The 18268-nt window shown below is 65.1% G+C and carries 15 protein-coding genes; 11 read left to right on the forward strand and 4 right to left on the reverse strand.

All coding sequences use genetic code 11. The features are described 5' to 3' along the window. Nucleotides 1–727, forward strand: a 727-nt coding sequence (locus WG212_RS05450; protein WP_337186065.1) for an FAD-dependent monooxygenase, incomplete at its 5' end; no start/stop codon positions are given. Nucleotides 728–749: 22 nt separating this feature from the next. On the opposite strand, the gene WG212_RS05455 is transcribed toward WG212_RS05450, so the two are convergent. Beyond that, on the reverse strand, nt 750–1544 hold the full coding sequence (locus WG212_RS05455; protein WP_337186066.1) for a helix-turn-helix domain-containing protein: 795 nt from the start codon (nt 1542–1544) through the stop codon (nt 750–752). A 690-nt stretch (nt 1545–2234) separates the two neighbouring features. On the opposite strand from WG212_RS05455, the gene WG212_RS05460 reads away from it, so the two are divergent. The 6 genes from WG212_RS05460 (at nt 2235) to WG212_RS05485 (ending at nt 9626) form a co-directional block, all read left to right on the forward strand. Continuing rightward, nucleotides 2235–3341, forward strand: a complete 1107-nt coding sequence (locus tag WG212_RS05460; RefSeq protein WP_337186067.1) for a tyrosine-type recombinase/integrase — start codon at nt 2235–2237, stop codon at nt 3339–3341. Nucleotides 3342–3466: 125 nt separating this feature from the next. Continuing rightward, nucleotides 3467–4204, forward strand: a complete 738-nt coding sequence (locus tag WG212_RS05465; RefSeq protein WP_337186068.1) for a hypothetical protein — start codon at nt 3467–3469, stop codon at nt 4202–4204. 101 nt (nt 4205–4305) lie between these two features. Continuing rightward, nucleotides 4306–4569, forward strand: coding sequence for a type II toxin-antitoxin system prevent-host-death family antitoxin (locus WG212_RS05470; RefSeq protein ID WP_337186069.1), 264 nt, complete (start codon nt 4306–4308; stop codon nt 4567–4569). After that, a complete protein-coding gene (locus WG212_RS05475) occupies nt 4566–5003 on the forward strand; it encodes a growth inhibitor PemK (RefSeq protein ID WP_337186070.1) in 438 nt (145 codons plus the stop codon). Before WG212_RS05470 ends, WG212_RS05475 begins: the two co-directional genes overlap by 4 nt. A 617-nt stretch (nt 5004–5620) precedes the next feature. Further along, nucleotides 5621–6412 (forward strand): hypothetical protein, encoded by a 792-nt coding sequence (locus WG212_RS05480; protein WP_337186071.1) that lies wholly within the window; start codon nt 5621–5623, stop codon nt 6410–6412. Next, the gene (locus WG212_RS05485; protein WP_337186072.1) at nt 6405–9626 is read left to right on the forward strand and encodes a DEAD/DEAH box helicase; all 3222 of its coding nucleotides are present in this window, start codon (nt 6405–6407) and stop codon (nt 9624–9626) included. The genes WG212_RS05480 and WG212_RS05485 overlap by 8 nt, the downstream gene beginning before the upstream one ends. 260 nt (nt 9627–9886) lie before the next feature. Here WG212_RS05485 and WG212_RS05490 read toward each other — a convergent pair whose 3' ends face one another. Together WG212_RS05490 and WG212_RS05495 are read right to left on the reverse strand one after the other, a co-directional pair. Beyond that, on the reverse strand, nt 9887–10363 hold the full coding sequence (locus WG212_RS05490; protein WP_337186073.1) for a hypothetical protein: 477 nt from the start codon (nt 10361–10363) through the stop codon (nt 9887–9889). Next, a complete protein-coding gene (locus tag WG212_RS05495) occupies nt 10335–12476 on the reverse strand; it encodes a GNAT family N-acetyltransferase (protein WP_337186074.1) in 2142 nt (713 codons plus the stop codon). Before WG212_RS05495 ends, WG212_RS05490 begins: the two co-directional genes overlap by 29 nt. Nucleotides 12477–13143: 667 nt before the next feature. Between WG212_RS05495 and WG212_RS05500 the strand changes: the two genes are divergently transcribed. The 4 genes from WG212_RS05500 (at nt 13144) to WG212_RS05515 (ending at nt 15582) form a co-directional block, all read left to right on the forward strand. Beyond that, entirely contained in the window at nt 13144–13440 is a 297-nt protein-coding gene (locus WG212_RS05500; protein ID WP_337186075.1) for a hypothetical protein, read from the forward strand. A gap of 83 nt (nt 13441–13523) precedes the next feature. After that, nucleotides 13524–13703: a hypothetical protein gene (locus WG212_RS05505; protein WP_337186076.1), complete on the forward strand. Its 180-nt coding sequence runs from the start codon at nt 13524–13526 to the stop codon at nt 13701–13703. Nucleotides 13704–13706: 3 nt separating this feature from the next. Beyond that, nucleotides 13707–14423, forward strand: coding sequence for a hypothetical protein (locus WG212_RS05510; protein ID WP_337186077.1), 717 nt, complete (start codon nt 13707–13709; stop codon nt 14421–14423). 25 nt (nt 14424–14448) lie between these two features. Then, a complete protein-coding gene (locus WG212_RS05515; protein WP_337186078.1) occupies nt 14449–15582 on the forward strand; it encodes a hypothetical protein in 1134 nt (377 codons plus the stop codon). Between the two features lie 824 nt (nt 15583–16406). On the opposite strand, the gene WG212_RS05520 is transcribed toward WG212_RS05515, so the two are convergent. Next, nucleotides 16407–18218, reverse strand: a complete 1812-nt coding sequence (locus tag WG212_RS05520) for a patatin-like phospholipase family protein (RefSeq protein ID WP_337186079.1) — start codon at nt 18216–18218, stop codon at nt 16407–16409. Between the last annotated feature and the right edge of the window lie 50 nt (nt 18219–18268).

The following is an 18268-nucleotide window of genomic DNA, read 5'->3' on the forward strand; positions in this document are numbered from 1 at the left end:
GGTCGAGGCCGACATCGTCATCGGCGCCGACGGCGTCAACTCCAAGGTCCGCGAGATCCTCCTCGGCGTCGAACCCCCCATCTACACCGGCTTCGTCGCCTTCCGCTCCATCTACCCCGTCAGCCTCCTCGGCGACTGGCGACCCGCGTCCGACGCTGCGAAATGGTGGTCCGACGAGCGCCACCCCGCCAACGAAGACCGGCACTTCATCCACTACTACCTCACCCGCAAGCGCGACGAGATGTACTTCGTCACCGGGTCGCCCTTCCCCGACTGGCCCGGCGGCGTCTCCTCCGTCCCCGCCACCAAGGACGAGATCAAGACCTGCTACGAGGGCTTCCACCCCGACGTCCAGCGCATCATCGACGCCGCCCCAGCCCTATCCAAGTGGCCCCTCCTCGAACGCAACCCCCTGCCCCTCTGGAGCCGCGACAACGTCGTCGTCCTGGGCGACGCCTGCCACCCCATGAAACCCCACATGGGACAGGGCGCCGGCATGGCCATCGAGGACGCCGCCGTCCTCTTCCGATGCATCCAGCAGGCCGACGGCGCCTTCGACCGCGCCTTCCAGATGTACCGCGCCACGCGCATCGAACGAACCTCCGAGGTCCAACGACAATCCCACGAGAACAAGTGGATGCGCACCAAGGCGACCGATCCGACGTGGGTCTATAGCTACGACGCCATGACCACGCCGCTGGTCGATCCCGAGACGGTGGACGCCTGATCCCGGTTGCGCGGCCAGTCCCTCACTGGCCGCGTGAAATCTCCAGCAGCCGGGACAGGATCTCGTTTTCGCGCTGCTTGTAGCGGGGCCGCCGGGACAGGACGCCCAGGGCCATGCGCGGCGATCCCTCGCCTGGAGGAAGCAGGACGGCGACCTGCACCCCGATCCACGCGTCCAGCTCGCGCTCATGATAGGCGTAGCCGTCCCGTCGGGTCTGCTCGAGCCGGTCGAAGAGATCCTGTCGCCGCAGCCATTCGCCGGGGTCGTGCTGGTCTGCGTTGATACGGTTCAGGATCGACTGGACGTCGCGGTCCGAATTGAGGGTCAGGAGCGCCAGGCCCGTGGCCGTCGCCGTGGCCGGCCGCAGGATTCCCGGCCGCACATGATAGGATATCCCGGGTTCCGGCTTCTGGACGGCGTAGATGTAGCGCACATAGTGCCGGTACTGGACCGCCAGGAGCACCGTCTCGGCGAATTCCTCGTGCAGGTTGTTCATCGTCTCGATGATGTGCCGCGCGATGTCGATCCGCTGAGGGATCCAGCCGCCCAGGAGCGATAGCCTCAGGGTCGGCTCGTAGCTGCGCTCGTCGCGGTGATAGTCGAGATAGCCCAGGGCCACCAGGCTGCGCAGCAGCATGGATGTCGAAGACTGCGGATAGCCGAGAACGTTGGCGATCTCGGTGGCGCTGGCCGGCCGGCCGGCGCTGGCGAAGAACTCGAACACTTCCAGCGCGCGATGCGCCGACTTGATGATGTTCTTGTCGAGTTCGGCAGCGGAAGGAACAACGTGAGAGTAAGTCTGAGTGCTGGCAAGCATTGGCCACTCCTTGCTCGTCGTCCGGCGCTTGCTCCCTCGCTGGACCGCGGCCCGCCTGGTCCGGCCGCTATCGTTTCCAGCGTCGGGCGGGTCCGTGAAACCGCCACTGCGATGCTATTGAATTCATGCCGGGGCGGCTGTCACGCGACACCTTGCGGCGGCGGCCTTGTACGGTGGTGGGCGCCCACCCTTTGAGCGGCCATGTTCAATAGGTTGCCAGCGTTCATCTGCGCCTCGGCCCGACGCGCGGCGTACCGAGGATCTCGACTGTCGCCAGGATTGTGGCGTGTGTCGATGACGCGCGAGGCGTGTCTGCGGCGCTCCATCCGCCCGTAATCCGCCCGCCCGTGAAGGGGGCCGGAACAGCGAAAGCCCGCCCCATTGCTGGGGCGGGCTTTCCATAGTCGGACCGCTCAGGCGGCGCGCGACCCTGCCGTCGTAATGACTAGGCGCGAACCCCGTTCACGGAGGTCCAGGTCACGGTCACCGCTTGGCGGTTGGAGCTATGAGACACTGGATCGCATCGGCATAGTATCGGTGGGTATTGATGGGAGTGGAAGCATGCTGTTTTTGCTGACCATTTCTTTTTTGTCGTTATCGGAACGTTTCGGGTGATTTAGATGTGTGCGGGCACCTCTGTGACACCTGGAATTTTCGATCTCAGACATTTCATATGCGGAGCCGGAACGGATGAACCTTACTAAAATTCGTACCGCAAGGGAAGGTGATGAGCTTACCGACGGCGAGGTCCGAGGCCTGATGCTACGCGCGCTCAAGCGGCATAAGAGCTTCTACCTCTACTACCGAACGAAGTCGGGCCAGCGCCGACGACCCAAGCTTGGCGATTTTCCAACCATGAGCCTGGGGCAAGCTCGTGAAGCCGCCAGAGCGCTTCTTGCGAACGTCGCGCTGGGAGGTGACCCGTCCGGAGACTGGCAAACCAGGCGGCAAGCCGAAACCATGGCCGAGCTCTGTGATCGGTATCTCGAGGACTATGCCAACGAGCACAAGCGCACAGCTTGGCGCGACAAGATGCGGATCGAGAACGTCATCAAGCCGCGGTGGGGGGCTCGCCCGGCGTGTGAGATCACCAAAGAGGACATCTTTGGGCTTCGGCGGTCGATGAAGGATGTTGGGGTCAGCTTCAACCGCACACGTGCGCTGCTGTCCAAGATATTCAACTTCGCCGAAATCGAGCCCAACCCCGTCAAGCGGGTCCCCCGCTTCCGTGAAACTCCCCGCCGGCGCTACCTCGCGCCCGACGAATATATCCGGCTGGCGAAGGCTCTGGACGACCATGAGGCGCAATATCCAAACGCGGTCGCCTTCCTTCGTCTCCTGCTGCTCACCGGATGCCGAAGCGGGGAACTCCTGAGGGCCAGGCGTGAGTGGTACCAGGACGGCGTCTTGACGCTCGAGGAGCATAAGACGGTCGAGAAGACCGGCGCGAAGGAGATCATCTTCCCGCCGGCCGCCCAGGACGTCTTGGACGCACTTGATCCCAAGCGTGAGTGGCTTTGTGGGCTCAACAGCCGGCCAACCGTCGCCATCGACAAGATCATGGCCGCGGCGAAGATCGAGAATTTCGTGCCTCACGACATCAGGCACTCTTTCGCATCCGAGGCTCTGTCGGCCGGCTACACGCTCGACCAGATCGGGGAACTGTTCGGACACACCGACATCCAGACCACGCGGCGCTACGCCCACCTGATCAAGGACCGCAAGAGGGAAGCCGTGGTCGGTATCGCTGACCAGATCAGCAAGTGCTTGACGGCGAAGCTGAACGACGAGGGGTAGGTTGCGGGATCCACCGCCGCTCGATCCCGAGAATTGCGGTGGGTAATCGATCCGATGACTTCATCAGGCGGCTAAACAGCGCCAGAAGGGGGCTCGGAAGAGATTCTCATCACAAAAGACACCGCATGTATGGTCACGAGCGTATCCATGCCGTCCACCGGCTCCTGTCCGACTACCTCCAGAGCCCATCGCTTCGGCATCTGCGTGACCCTCGTTCGATCGACGGCCTCACTCGGAAGATCATCCAAGCCATCGATCACGAACCCAGTGTTTGGCGCAAATGGGAGGGCGAGCGCGAGGCCCTGCTGCGCGGAGCGGCCGAATGCTGGATTCCGGTGGAGGACCTTCGCCAGTTTCTGAACAGCCTTCCCGGTCCGGCATTGACGATCACGGATGTCGCTCAGCGACTTCGAGCTATCCATGAGGAGGCGTACAGCGCCTATCCGGACGAGCGGCTCCGCGAAGGGTGCTTAGAGCTCTATGCTCGGGAGACGGAGGAGGGCACGGAACTGCCGGCTATCGTCGGCGCCCTGCAGGAATATGTCGAGCAGGAGAGGGAGCGCTTGCGCCTTATGGCGGAGGCGAGGCGACGTCAGATTCTGCAGGAAGAAAAAGAAGCGCTGGAGCAGCGATTTCTTGCCGGCGCGGACTGCAAGTGGACGTCGATCGGGGGCTCGAGGGCGCTCTACATACGCAAGAACGGCCGTTCCTACCGCCTGTCACCGACGAAGGACAAGCGGTGGGATCTTTTCCGCATCCAGGATGTCGATGATCCAGGGGCGAGAGTGGGCACCTACGGATCGCGGGGTGACGCCAACAAGGTGCTTTCCAAGTTGGCCTATGAGGCGGAGCCGCGATGGTGAGGTGCGGACTGTGCAGCGGCGGTTTCGTTAGTTCCAGACGAAGCCTTGGCGTTGGGAGGTTTCCGAGTTATATGTATAATTCTGAAATGGAGGCGTCCGTCGTGCGTGTGTCGACCGCGGAGTTCATCAGGAACTATAGCGCGCTGGCCGACCAGGCGCTGGCCGAGCCGGTGACGATCACCAAGCACGGCCGTGATCGTCTCGTGGTGGTCTCGGCCGAGGAGTACGAACGGCTGCGGCGACGCGACCGTCAGGTCTTTCAGTCGGCCATGCTTCCGGACGGCGTCCTCGAAATGATCGCCCGGTCTGAGGTTCCTCCCGGCTTTGCGCATCTCGACGCCGAGCTTGACGACGGGGCGGCGTGAGCTGGCCGGAGCCGACGCCCGGCCTCGTCATTCGGTATTCCTATCTCTGGCGGCGGGAGCACGACGCCGGCCGTGAGGAAGGTGTGAAGGATCGTCCCTGCGCGATCATCGTCGCCGTCGATGTCGGCGAGGACGACAAGCAGGTCTACGTCCTGCCGATCACCCACACGTCACCCGACGATCCTGATGACGCGGTCGAGTTGCCGCTAGCGACCAAGGCTCGTCTTGGGCTCGACGGCGAGCGGTCATGGGTGGTGGTCAGCGAGGGCAACAACTTCATCTGGCCGGGACCGGACTTGCGGCCTCTGCCGGGTAGAGGCATGGAGACGGCGGCTTATGGGATGCTTCCGCCGTCGTTCTTCGCACGGGTGAAGCTTCGCTTCCTTGAGCGTGTGCGGGCTCGCCGCGCCGGTCTGGTGACGCGCTCCGAATAGGTCCTTGCGGTCTGGTCCTCTATGGTTCGCGGGGTGACGCCAACAAGGCGCTTTCCAAGTTGGCCTACGATGTCGAACCGCGATGGTGACGTGTCCTCCTCGGTTCCCTCCAGCGCCGCAGGCGCGCGCCCGCTACATGGCTGCCCTGGAAGCCGCCAGCGTCGGGCAGGACATCGGCCCGTTTGCGGATTTCCTGGTGGAGCTTGTCGGGAAGCCGGCGGCTTCACTTGGCGGCTGACGGTTCGGGATTCTTAGCTGCAGTTCCTACAACGCCTCACGCAAGGCACCACCAGCGTGGTGGGGCATTGAGGTCGCAATTTGCGACCGAACAGCATGCATTCGTAAGCTTCCGGGAGCGTGCAGGGGCAGGTGTTGACTCCAAGGCGAAGTTCGGAAGGTCCGCTCGTCGGCGCCATGCTCAGCGCCGGTGACCAAGGTGCAGGTCTGACCCATTGCGGGTGTCGGGAAGGTCTCCTCCGCGCAGGGCCCAGAACTGATCCTCGGCCACATCTCGCGCTCGCCGAGGCCCAACCACGGGAGGCCTTAGCGCGAAGCTCGACCACAGCTTGCATCCGCGCCGCTCAACTGTGATAGATCGCCGGCGGGACCCGAATCCAATGCCTATTTCCATTGTTGATCACGGTGTCGAGGCGCTGTGTGGCGGCGAGCAATGGCAGGTCGACGACCTCGACGCGCTTGCAAGCCTTGTGGCAGTCGTGATGGTCGGCAGGGCGCAGCTTGTCGCGGGAATCCTGGCAGGGGCGGAGTCAGGTCCGATCGTGGCGAGCGCGGCCCTGAAGGCGCGCCTGAAGAGCAGCCTGATCCTGGAGGAGGGGAAGGACACCTGGCATCGCGATGGTCTCCTGTTCGAGACCATCTGCTGGATCGTCGCGCGAAAGGGCTCTGCGCCCGACGAAGTGCTCTCTGATCCGCATCGTAGGGCGACGAACCAGGGGGCGGATTCGGTTAAGGTCGTCTTCGATCCGGCCGCCCGCGAGCTCGAGAAAGTCACCGTCTACGAGCAGAAATGCTCCGACAACGCCCGAGCCAAGTTCCGAGACGAGGTGCTGCCCGCTTTCTCGGACTGGATCACCGGTACGCGCGACGATGAGCTGCTCCAGATCGCGATCGGACTGTTGGCCCGTTTCAACCTGACGGATGCCGAGCACAATCGCGCCTACGCGCGTCTCGCCCTCGCGCCGCGCCCGGTAGCCTTCCGGGCGGCCCTGACGGTGAGCCCCGCCGTCTTCCCCGAGGCTGAATGCAAGAAGGTCTTCAAGGGTTACGACGGCCTGGCCGTGGCCCTCGATGCACGGTTCGGCGACACGTTCCCACTGGACGATATGCGCGGGTGGTTCGAGGCATTCGCCTCGGCCGTGTGGGCCAAGATCGAGGCGTTCGATGTTTGACGCCGGGACCGCCGCTCTGATCCGTTCGGCGCCTGTGGTCGAGGGGGTGAATCCCGAGGTTCTGCCGCAGGAGCTCACCCGCATCTATGCAGAGCTGGTGGCGCTGAGACTGCAGGCTGCCGACCCAGAAGCAGCCGTCGAGCGGGCGCCGAACCTAGACCGTCTGCTGCGCGTGGCAGCCGTCTACGAGGCCATCACCGACACGGCGTTGGACACCGCGGACCGGCGGGCGGCGTCGTTCGTCGCGGCTACCGCCTACCAGATTGTGGGCCGCGTCGAGACGCGCCGTGGGTTCACGGGCGACGACATGCTGACCGCCAACGCAATCCATCCGGCCCTGGCGGCGCCGCTCCTCTTCATGATCGCCGGGCAGAGTCCCGATGCGCGGGAAGCCGGCCTCCGTCTGCAGGGCCTGGCTGCTGAAGACCTCGTACTGACGGCCCTGCTGGAGTCGATCGCCGATCTGAGCGCTGAACGGTTCGAGGCGATCCTCGCGCGCGCGCAGCGGCTGCAGCAGCTGAGGTCGAGCGCTGCTGTTCCGCTCGAGTTTCAGGCCACCCAGGCGCTTTATGGACTGTGCTGGTCGGGCTTGGTCCAGATGGCCGCCTTGGCGCTGGATCAGGACGTGCCGCAGAGCGCCTTCCGCCGCGGTGACACCGCCCAGGCGACGTTCACGAGCGTCGAGGGCCTGGCGATCGGCGATCTCGCGGTTCCGGGAGATGGTGGCGTGATGACGTCGGCCTTCACCGGTCCGCGCCACCTTGCGCGCCTACTGCGACAAGTGGCGGAGGGGCTGATGGGTTCGAGTCTGGCGGCCCTACCGGTCCCGGCCGGCGCCAACGCGGAGGTTTGGAGGACCTGGATCCGGAGTCGGGCGAGGGCCAAGCCAACCGTCTGGCCCAACCATAGACCTGCCATTGATGATGGATTGCTTGACGCCGGACGCTCCGCAGTCCTGGTGCTCCCCACCGGCGCGGGCAAGACGACCGTCTCGGAACTCAAGATCGCCGCCACCCTGGCGGCGGGCCGCAAGGTCATCTTCCTCGTGCCGACCCTGGCCCTGGTCGACCAGCTAAAGGACGACCTCGCCAGGAGCTTCCCCGATGACCTCGGCGGCGTCGTGGTGTCGACGGATGGTGACCTATCCGTCCTCGCCAGCGGCCCCGAACTAGGTGACATCGAGGTGATGACCCCGGAGCGCCTGCTGGCGACGTTGAGCTTCGCGGACGCTGACGTCTCCGAGGTCGGACTGATCATCATGGATGAGTGTCACATCCTCAGCCCGGTCGGCGGGGGCAGCCGCAGCCTCGATGCGATGCTTTGCCTGATGCACGCGGCGAAGAGGGCGCCGAAGGCCGACTTCCTGCTCTTGTCGGCCATGCTGACAAACGGCGAGGAGCTTGCCGCTTGGCTGACGACCCTCCTGCCGGGTGAGGCCCGTTACTACCATGAGCCGTGGAAACCAAGTCGGCAGGCGCGCGGCGTGGTCGCGTATCCTAAAGCGCCGCTCGACGCGCTCTCCAATTATGCGCGGGCGAAGAGGCGGCGCGTGGATGCCAGGAAGCCAACCCTGGACGTACCGGCCCATGCCCTCTTCGGGCTGCAGAACAATTGGAACAAGGCCCAACCTCGTGACACCGCGCTCCTGAAGCTGCTGCCGGACCCTGTCAGGATCGCAGTGGGGAGGAGCGGGCCCACAGCGAACGCCAACAAGGTCTCCGCGGCGATCGCGGCGCGCACGGCGCGCGCGGGTCTGAAGACGATCATCTTCGTGCAGCAGGCGGACTACGCCTGCTCGACCGCCAAGTCGCTGGCTCCCAAGCTGCCGGCTGTCGGCAACCTATCCGCGGACGAGGCGGCCTACCGGAGGGAGATCGCCGTCGAGCTCGGCGCGAATGGACGATCGCTGGTCGATCCGGAGGCGGGCGCGATTCCTCACAACGGTGACATGCTCGCTCCGGAACGGCGCTTGGCGGAGTCCCTGTTCCAGCGGGCCGATGGGGCACGGGTGATCGTCGCCACGCCGACGCTGGCGCAGGGCATGAACCTGCCGGCCCAGGTGGCGATCCTGGCCGGCAATGTGCGCAACGAGAACAAGACACGGCAGGCGCTGAAGCAGCATGAGCTGCTGAACGCCGCGGGACGCGCGGGGCGTGCGGGTCACCTGGCGAATGGCGTGGTGCTGCTGGTGCCGGAGCCTGTGGTTGGCTTCACGGCCGCGGCGGCCTCCGAGGAGGCCTTCACGGCGCTGAGGTCGGTCCTGCCCGCCAACGACCAGTGCGTGCGCATCGATGATCCAATGAACCTCATGCTCGACCAAGTTCAGGTCGCCGGTCCGCTCTCCGCGGAAGCCCGCTACTTTCTGAGCCGGCTGAAGGCCGGCGAGGCCGATGATGGAGCCGTCGACGCCGCCGTGGAGATCGTCCGCAGGTCGCTCGCGGGATACAGGGCGAGGCTTCGCGACCAGGACTTCGAGGCAAAGCTCGTGGCCCTGCGGACGGCGCTCATCGCGGAGGCCGAGGAACTCGGTCCCGGTGTGGCCCGCGTCGCGGCGTTCACCGGATTGAGCGCGGCGGCGCTACAGGCGCTGAGCGTGGTCTTGGACACACAGATCGCGGCGCTGCCGTCGACCGTTCCCGACTGGTGCGATTGGATCGTCGACCGGTTCGCGGCCGAACCGGCCATCCTTGAGGCGCTGGTGGGGCAGGACGTCGACACCGTGAAGGCGGTCTGTCGGGGTACGAAATCGGCCCCAGCCCTGACCCCTGCCGAGTTCGCGCGCCTCAAGGCTGGTCTGCGCGCCTGGGTGACAGGTCAGCCCTTCGACCGGATCGAGGTCGCCCTGGGTGTCGCTGCGGAGGATGTCGACGCCTGCACGCGGAGCCGGGACCTCGTCCTCAAGCTGGCCAACCGACAACTCTACATGGTCGCGGCAGCCATCGCCGAACTCGTGAAGGAGAAGCTGGCGGCGCTGGAGGTCCAAGCGGTGAATCCGGCGGTGCTGGAGATTCTCCCGATCGCCATCCGCAGGGGCTGGGATACCCCGGAAAAGGCAGCGTTCGCTTATCGACATCCTGCTATCCGCGGCCGCGTGGCAGCGCATGGTGCGTACGCAGATCGGCTCGGTGCGCCGGCACCGATTTTGGGGCGCACATTCGCGGAGATCCTCAATCTCCTTGACGCTAAGCTCGCGTTTGGCGTGCTGAAAGACTAGGGAAGCCTTCAGCGGCTAAGAGCCCTCACCGAGACGTTCCGCCTAACCTGCAAGGCTCCAATCGGAGCCACGGCGAATGCCCCCTCTGCGGCCCGATCCCAACGTCCCCTACTGGCGCGAGGCGGCCCATTGAGGGCTCGCCGACCACTATCGCGCGTGGGCACGCCAGTGTAGTGCGGGATGCCGCGTAGCAGGTCAGGGCGATTGTCGCTCATGCGGCAAAGTCCGACTTCGGACAGACCCGTTGCAAATGCCTAGGTTTAACCGAGCGCAACCTGGACCGCGGGGTGCAATTCACTATCCCAAAGAAGCGCGTTCGGGGCACCGGCTCGCATTCGGCGATAAAACTGCGGGGGCTGGAACGCGCCCTCTTCCCGCAGAGCTTGGAGAGAGACGGGCTCCTTCAGCGCCTGGACGTCCCGGATAATGAGCGCCGCGCCGCGATCCAGCCCGGCGAAATAAGCGTCGAAAGCCGGGCGGGCGATGGCGGCGTGAGGACCATATCGCCTCCACAGCTCGGCCAACGGCGCCTCGATCACCTTGTCGATGGTCAGCATCGCGACAACCTCGCCGATGGGGAGGGTCGAATAGAGCCAAGCTCGGGTCCCGGCCTGGAGGCGGGGTGCCCGTCGCCGCAGCTCGACGCCCTTCAAGCCGGCGAGGATCGCTCGCGCGTACTGGGGGGCGATCGAGAGCATGATCGGGTTTTCATCGTGCATCGGGACGCCCGACTTCAAGAATTTTTACTGCGGTTTCAAACTTAAGCATATGACTCTTAATGAGGTTTGTCGGATCGGCGAGGCCGAGCACTTTCATGCGCTGGAACGACACGGGGTGTTCGAAGCGCATGATATTGTCGAACCATACGGCAAGAACGGTCGTACCCTTCACTAGGTCTTGCAGATCGCCGCCGCGGACCACGGCCGCGCGCAGGAGCGCGTCGGGCGCATAGGCCTTTGGCACCGCTTCCGCCGACGCCACGCGGGCGACGGCGATGGCCGCGCCGCGGCCGCCATCCTTGCCCGACTCGTAGAGGATGATGGGGCGCCCTTTCACCAGGATGTGCTGGTTGCGCACGGACGCGAAGTAGACCCGGCGCGAGCGGAACGCGGCCTCTGGTTTCGGCAGGAAGCTGAGCTGGGGCCCGCCAACCAAATCCTCCGCCCACGCGCGGCGGATGGGCACGACAGCGACAGGGCGGTCTTTGAGCAGGAACAGGCCTGGCGCCACCATGGACTCCAGGCTGGCCAAGGGCAGCGTGGCGGCGCGACCATCCAAGGTGACGGCGATCTCCTGTTCGTCGTCTCGGAAATCGGGACAGTAGGCCGGAAGCGTCAGGCCGGCGCCCTTTTGGATTCGGTCGCGCAACACGGTCCAGTTGACCGGTGTGACCACCGTCCCGACTGCGATTTTGCGCAAGGGGGCGTCGGCGCCGGATCGCGCCGCCAGAAAGCCGTTCGCGATCGCGGTCATCCGCGCCACGGATTGTCCATCGACGTGGGCCATCTCGACGCGCGAGGGCCGGGACAAGCTCGCAGCGCGCACGGCGTGCTCGACCAAGAAGTCCAGGGCGGTGGGCGTGGCCGGGTGGCGGGGATCGGCGACGAGAAGCAGGCCGACCGCATCCGTCGGTCCTGGCGCCGCCCGGCAGGCGGCGAAGGCGACCAGCGCCTGGGCTTCGCGCGCCGTCAGGTAGCGGAACCGCTTGTCGGCAGCGTCCAGGCGGCTGAAGTTCCCGATCACACTATCGGCGGCGCCATGGGTCTTGAGGAAGGTTATGGCCTCGGGAGACAGCGACTTCTCCTCCGTGAAGGCGAGGTCGTGTTCGGCGTGCCCAGCGACTGGCAGCTCGGCCAAGACCGGCGTGAGGAAGATTGCAAAATCCTCGGTTGACCAGACGTTGAGGCCATGCTGTTCCCGCAGGGCGGTGTGGGCTCGCAAGACGCCGTTCTCCCCCGTCACGAAGCCTGCGGCGCCCACCAGGATCGCTTCCGCCAAGTGCCGGAGATCGGAATGGTCGTTGGTTGACAAGGTCCCGTCACGCGACTGGTCCGGGAATACGGTCGGCGCCAGGCGGGTCGCCAGGCTTTCGACCTCTAGCGGGGACGGCCCGGCCACCGTCGGCAGCTGCTTGGCGAAGCTCAGCACGGGATCGTCTTTGCCGATGGTGGTGCGCTGTAGCTCTTTCACGAACTCGTTCGTAACGGCCAGGCGCACGCCGCTGTTCAGGGCCGAAGCGAGGATTTTCTCTGCGGCAGGAGTGAAGCGACGCTGCCGAGTGGCGTCGAAGAATACATTTAAGTCGATGAGGTAGAGTTGCTGGCCGCTTTGCATCGCGGCGCCGTCGTCGACCGCCGCCACAGACGTGGGGCGGTAGTTGAACAACGTCGGCGTGGACAGTTCACGGGACCGAATGTGGATTTGTCGGTTGCGGGCCTGGCCGCCCGCCTTGGTGCGGACGACGACAAAGCCGTGATGCTCGTAGACATGGTTCGCCGCCAGGTCGGCGGCCACCTTCGCGAAGATCGTCAGGAAGCCGCTAGCTTCCGCAGACTGGATCGCCGCCCGCAGGAGACGCGTCGACAGCTTCTGACCCCGGAAGGCCGAAGCCACGAACAGCTGGACGACACGGGCGTGCGGGAACAGGCCGCTCACCCAGATGTGGCCGGCGTAGGTCGGGCCGTGAAGACCATCCTGCAGCGCGACGGTCAGTTCGCCTTTTCGGGCGGCTTGGTCGTACGCCGACGCAGGGAGGAAGCCCAGCGCCTCCTTATCGGTGTCCGCTGCCGCGCGGATATCCGCAACGAGGGCTTGGATGACGGCAAGCTTCGTCTCGATGCGGAAGGCCATGAGGTTCCACCGGTGATGGCCGATGCTCGGGCGACGGCAGCTTCAGCGTAAGCTGCGTCGGGCCGTTACGTCACGATGGGCTTGTCGCGCGACTGTGTCCTCTTGGAATTGCCACTTCCGGCGGAAGGCCTTCCCCTGAGTCCGACCCCAAGGTCTCGGCGACCCCTTCGAGCGGGGACATCCCGCAACGCCCCGATGCGGCGAGCGGCCGGCGGACGTGCTCGGTCCCGCCGCGCGCGGCTCCTACTCGACAGTTAAGTTTCCGGCATCGGTACGCTCGCTAAGATGTTGGCATTTGCGCATTGAGCGAAACGCCCGATGGCCCCCTAAGGGACGGAACCTGTTACGTTGGATCAAACGGACGAATGTCAGTTTTCTGGAGCTAAGCCAGAGTCTGCTTCTGGCGCATCCTTAGCTTCGGCGCGCTGCGCCGCCTGGCCCAACGATGATCCCGGCGCCGCTTGTTGCTTGCGGCGGTACCTAGTGTGCCCATATGCCAACGGCAATTCGGCACCAACCTTGTCGTTTGAGGCTGTGATGGACAAAGGCCTTGCTGCCATGCTGCGAGGATCTCGTCAGCACATCCGCGAGTGGAAGCGCGGCATCGCATTCGTCGGCACGGGCCATGGCATTCCGGACTGACGGGGTGGACACGTCGGCGGATCACGTGGCTGCCCTTCGCGGATATATCGCGACCCACCAAGCACTGATCGCTCAGTATGATCCCGACGGGTTCACGGCGGATGATCGGATCGATTTCGCCTCTACCGTTGATCCTCGCCGAGCCGTGGCGGAGTTCTATCAGGGCCGGTACGTCGTTTTTCGGCTGACCAATGACGGCACAGCCGATTTGGTGTGGGCCTTCGAAACGGAAGCGGCGGCCCGTCGGATGCTAGCTAGGCACCCTGACCACCTTGTCGGTCGCGTTGCCAGCGATGAGTGGTCGGTGGAGTTGCTGGCCTAGGCGAGCCCCGCGAAAAACGTGATCTCCCTCGAGGCTGCGCGGCAAAGCTAGTTGCGCTGCTCGTGATTGAGTATGATGGCCACATGGCGAAGAATACGGGAAGCGGAAGTCGAAAGGGCGCGGTGAAAGAGCGGGTCCAGGCGCTCAACCCGGTCACCAAGCGCTACGTCAAGATCGACACAACCACGGGCCGCATCGTCGATCACAAAAAGACCGCCGGCCCCTACAAGGGCGTCCGCGAGGTCACGACAAGGAAGAAGTAGCCGTTGACCCTCGTCTTCTCGCCTCTCTCCGAGGATACGCTTCTCACTACGCCTCGGACACTATTTCCAAAGCATGCCTTTGTGATGCGTCAGATTGGCAATCCCCCGGCGCTGGACGAGGCGATGGCGGCAATGGTCGGGGAGGTATTCGAGGCGCGTGGGATCGGTTTGAAGGATGCTGACGCCTCGACGGGCGCGAAAGACTTCTTGGAACGCATCCTCGGTCTCATCCGCGGAACAGGACTGACTATCGCAATCTTCTCTGAGGACACGCGTGGCACGGCGATGGCCAACATCGCCCTGGAATTGGGGTTCGCCTCGATGTGCGGAAAGCCACTCGTGATCGTCAAGTCGAAGGCAGCCGCCGCCCCGTCTGATCTGACCAGGACAGACTGGATCGAGTACGACCCTGACGATGAAGTACGTTTCCGCCGCAAGCTAAACCAGGCCGTCGACGAAATCGAAGAGGTTGCGCAGTTTACCGAACTGCTGCTGGACATGGCGATGGATGCTCCCGCAATGGACTGCGCAATCGCATTCGAGAGAGCCGCCAAAGGATTTCTGCTGACCGGAGAGCCTCGGTTCCTCGACGCCGCCGACGAAATAGGCCAGCGGCTCGCCGTCGCTGCGCAGGGCGACAACATCGCCGATCTCGAACGAGTACGCGGCGAGGTGATCATGTTTGTGCGCCAAGGCCGGAGGGCGATGCAGGACGGCTAGCCGGGCGGTTGCGAGATTCTCGACAATGAACCTCCCCAATACCGTCGAGGACATCTACTTTCGGCCGCGGGATCTGGGCCAGATCGAGGCCGTCCTGATAAAGCGCATGCCCGGACCCATCGTCCAGGCCTCCGACTTGGAGGGGGACCGCGCCGGACAAGCCCTCTTGATGCTCTTCAAGAGCCTGCTCGACATGCTTCGTCGTCGCTATGGCTTCACCGACCAGATCAGGCTCTGTCTGGTCGGCGCGGCCTGCCCTGTGCAGAACGCCTGCGCCTTTCGCGCCGGGGGTGCCTACCACATCGCCTTGCCGTACGAACTGGTCAGCCATCTCTACTTCCAGGCCGAACTCGTCGTTGTCTGCGAGCCATTCCAGACCGCCTTTGACCTCGATCCGGCTGTCGTTCAAATCACTGGCGGAAACGCCCGCACTTTTCCGCGTATCAACGGCCTGCCCGCGATCGAGCATACGCCTCTGGCGATGATGCTGGGCCGCGCCTTCGGCGAAGGCATGGTCCTATCGGTGCTTCTCCATGAACTCGGCCACATCCTGAACGGCCACCTCGGCATGATGGGCGGCGTAGGACAAGCCCTTGAGGAACAAGCGGCGCTTGACAACCCGGACCTCCGAGTCACGCGTCAGACACTAGAGTTCGACGCCGATTGCTTCGCCGCAGTACAAACGCTCGACATGTTCGCGCACGGTTATGGCATTCCGCCGCTACTAGCACCGCTCTGCTCCTCTCGCGATGTCGCGACTCGGATTGGCGTGGCCGTCGTGAACCTGATGTTCCGGAGCTTCGACACCGGCGGCGCCTGGACGCCTGACGCCCTCGTCACCGCCTCCAGCCATCCCCCAGCCCGGATGAGATCCGCGTTGGCGCGCGAGGTGCTTGCCGCGGCAGTCTGTCGAGCGTTGGGCGTGACACCCGAGAGCGCTGCGTTGAACTATCTCCTGCCGCCAATGCTCGCGATCGAGGAGTCCCAACTCTTCATCAGCCACGAGACGGAATGGGTCTCGACCCTTGAGGCGCAGTCACACGACGCCGCCCTCTACCTCAGTCGGGTCCTGCGCCGATGGGCCCGGATCAGACCGCGGCTGACGCAGTACAAGATTGGCTCCCAGGGCTTGGCACCCGCGTCGATGGACCCGGACTAGGTTGGCCTTAGGCCCACGGCGCGTCGCGAGTATCCTCATTGGCTCAGGGTAGGCCCTCGACTCGGCCGAGGAAGGTCCGGTTTCTGGAACGGAGCCAATGTCGACTTATGGCGCATGTCTTACATCATGGCCCAGGCCCTCGAATCCTGAGAATTTATCGGCGGCGATGTACAGAACCGACTCAAGGTTCATGGCGTAGAGGCCCAAGTTTGCGCTGTTTTCGAGCCGCGCTTCGATCAACGTGCCATTGTCGGCAAGCCTATCCAGCGCGCTGGCGATCGCTCTTCGCCCGTTGTGGGCGATTGCGTTTCTAACCGCGCAAAAAACGCAAACTGCGTCGGACACGCTGCACGGAGCTAGTTTCGAATACTGCTTGCGATTGACGCGATGGCCCCAACACGTTCCCAGACGCCCAGTCACCTTCGTGGATTGGATCAATGAGTCCCTTGGACACATCGTTCTGGCTGCTCCATGTATTCATTTTTTGGCAGGCGATTCGCGAGAATGAGTACGAGTCAGGTATCGATAAGGAATTTGCGCGCGTGTGGAATCGGCGTGGCATGTAAAAAAGGACGGCCCTTCCGAGCCGTCCTTAGAAAATACCCGCTCAAGTAAAAGCGGATAATCTTGGGTATTCATTCGGCGTGCTGAGCACAACCTTTTTCAGGAGGGTCAGGCGCAAACGATCCCTACATTTTCTGACGCCTTATTGTTCGCAGTGTCGTGCGAAACCTTGCTGGCGCTATGAGACACTGGATCACCTCCTTTCAGTTGTTGAACGAACGTCCTGAATATGGGCCGTGTCGCCGCCGTCTGCAAAGGGCTCATTCCGCCGCAGCGTAGGCCGACGCCATGAAGGGCGACAGAGTGGCGCCCTGCGCCTGTTGTTCGCGCAGGCTCGGCCGCCGGCGAAGCTGCGTCACCGGCCGGCTCAGCTTGTCGAGCGCCGTGAGCGTGGCGCGATAGCCGGCCTCGACCGCCTGGTCGTAGGCGCCCCAGTCGCGGATCTCGATACCGCTCACGTCGGGCTGGATCAGGACGTCGGTCGCCTCGCGGGCGGCGGCGAGGTCGCGGCCGGTCGAGACCGTCGCCGTACGCATCAGCAGCGAGACGATGGGCGGCCCGAGGCGCCACTGGCCCGAGCGGATCCAGCGCCAGACCGACGAGGGGCGAGCCACGTCCTTCGCGGTGATGCTGCGCGCGGTGGTCACGTCCACGCCGACGACCGGACCGGGCTGGGCGGCGCGCATGATGTCGGCGGGGAAATTCTTCATCACCGCGCCGTCCACCAGCACGTTCGGGCCGTCCGTCGCGGGCGGCAGGACGCCGGGCAAGGAGATCGACGCCCGCAGGGACTGGGCCAGCGCGCCGCGGCGGTGGAGCTGGTAGGCGCCCGTGGTCAGGTTGGACGAGAGGCAAAAGAACGGCAGCCACAGGTCGGCGATCTGGGTGTCGCCGAAATGGTGGTGCAGGCGTTCGCTCACCTTCACCCCGTGGGTCATGGCCAGGAGGGGCAGGGCGATGTCGTCCAGCGGACTGGAGTTCACGAAGGCCTCGCGCAGGCGCCGGTCCATCTCCTCGGCGTCCCAGCCCATGGCCAGGCCCGCGCCGACGATGGCGCCCATGGACGAGCCGCCGACAAAGTCGATCGGGACGCCACGTTCCCGCAACGCGTTGATCGCGCCCACATGGGCGTAGGCGCGGGCGCCGCCGCCCGACAGCACAAGGCCGATGGATTGCCCCGTGAGCAGCCGGGCCAGCCGCTCGAAGTCGGCGGCGCGGCCGCGGCGGGCGTGGAACACCCGCGCGGCGGCGGTGGCGTCCAGCCAGGCCTCGGCGCCTCTGGGGCGCTCGATCTCGGGCGGCTGGATCAGCAGCAGGTCGACCAGGCCCTGGTCCTGCAAGGTGGCGGCGCCGGGCGGGCAGGCGGCCTCCTCGGCCATGCGGTCGCCCCGGCCCACGCGGAGCAGGCGGTCCACCTGGCGGGGCACGAAGGCGGCCCAGCCGGGCTCGTCCCGTTCGGCCACGTAGAGGACGAAGTCGTGGACGCGCTCCACCTCCGAGAACCACTCCGTCGGCGCGGCCTCGGCCTCGGACCCGATGGTGGTGACCTCATAGCCCAGGGCGGCGATCTCGCGCTCGATCCGCTCCACCAGCGGGCGCATGGGACCGGGACGGCCCACGGGGATGAAGCCGAAAACCGAGGGATCGCCCACCGGCGGACCGCGCCGGGCGTTCTGGCGGCTGCGCAGGATCATCAGGCGGGCCAGCTCGGTCATCACCGAACCGTCGGCGTCGCAGGCCTCGAAGAAGGCGGACTTCGGCACCGCGAAGATCTCGGAGTCCCGCAGGGCGTAGACGTCGGCCGAGTGCGGGATGCCGGCGATCAGCGACATCTCTCCGGCGGGTTCGCCCGGGCGGATCACGCCCAGGAACTGCGGCTCCTGGCCCTCGTCGCGGCGGAAGGCGCCCAGTCGGCCCGTCCGCACCACGAACAGGCGGTCCGAGGCGTCGCCCTGGCCGAACAGCTTGGAGCCGCCGGGCAGGGAGAACCAGATGGTCTCGTCCCGCGCGCGCGGCTGATGGAACAGCCGCGCCAGGGCCGAATCGATGGGAATGTCCGGGAGGTCCGACACGGCGGCGGAGGGTAGCGCCACCCGGCGGCCAGGGCTATGCCTGCGCTTCC

This window comes from Phenylobacterium sp., from assembly GCF_037189685.1.
In the GTDB taxonomy this organism is placed as follows: domain Bacteria; phylum Pseudomonadota; class Alphaproteobacteria; order Caulobacterales; family Caulobacteraceae; genus Phenylobacterium.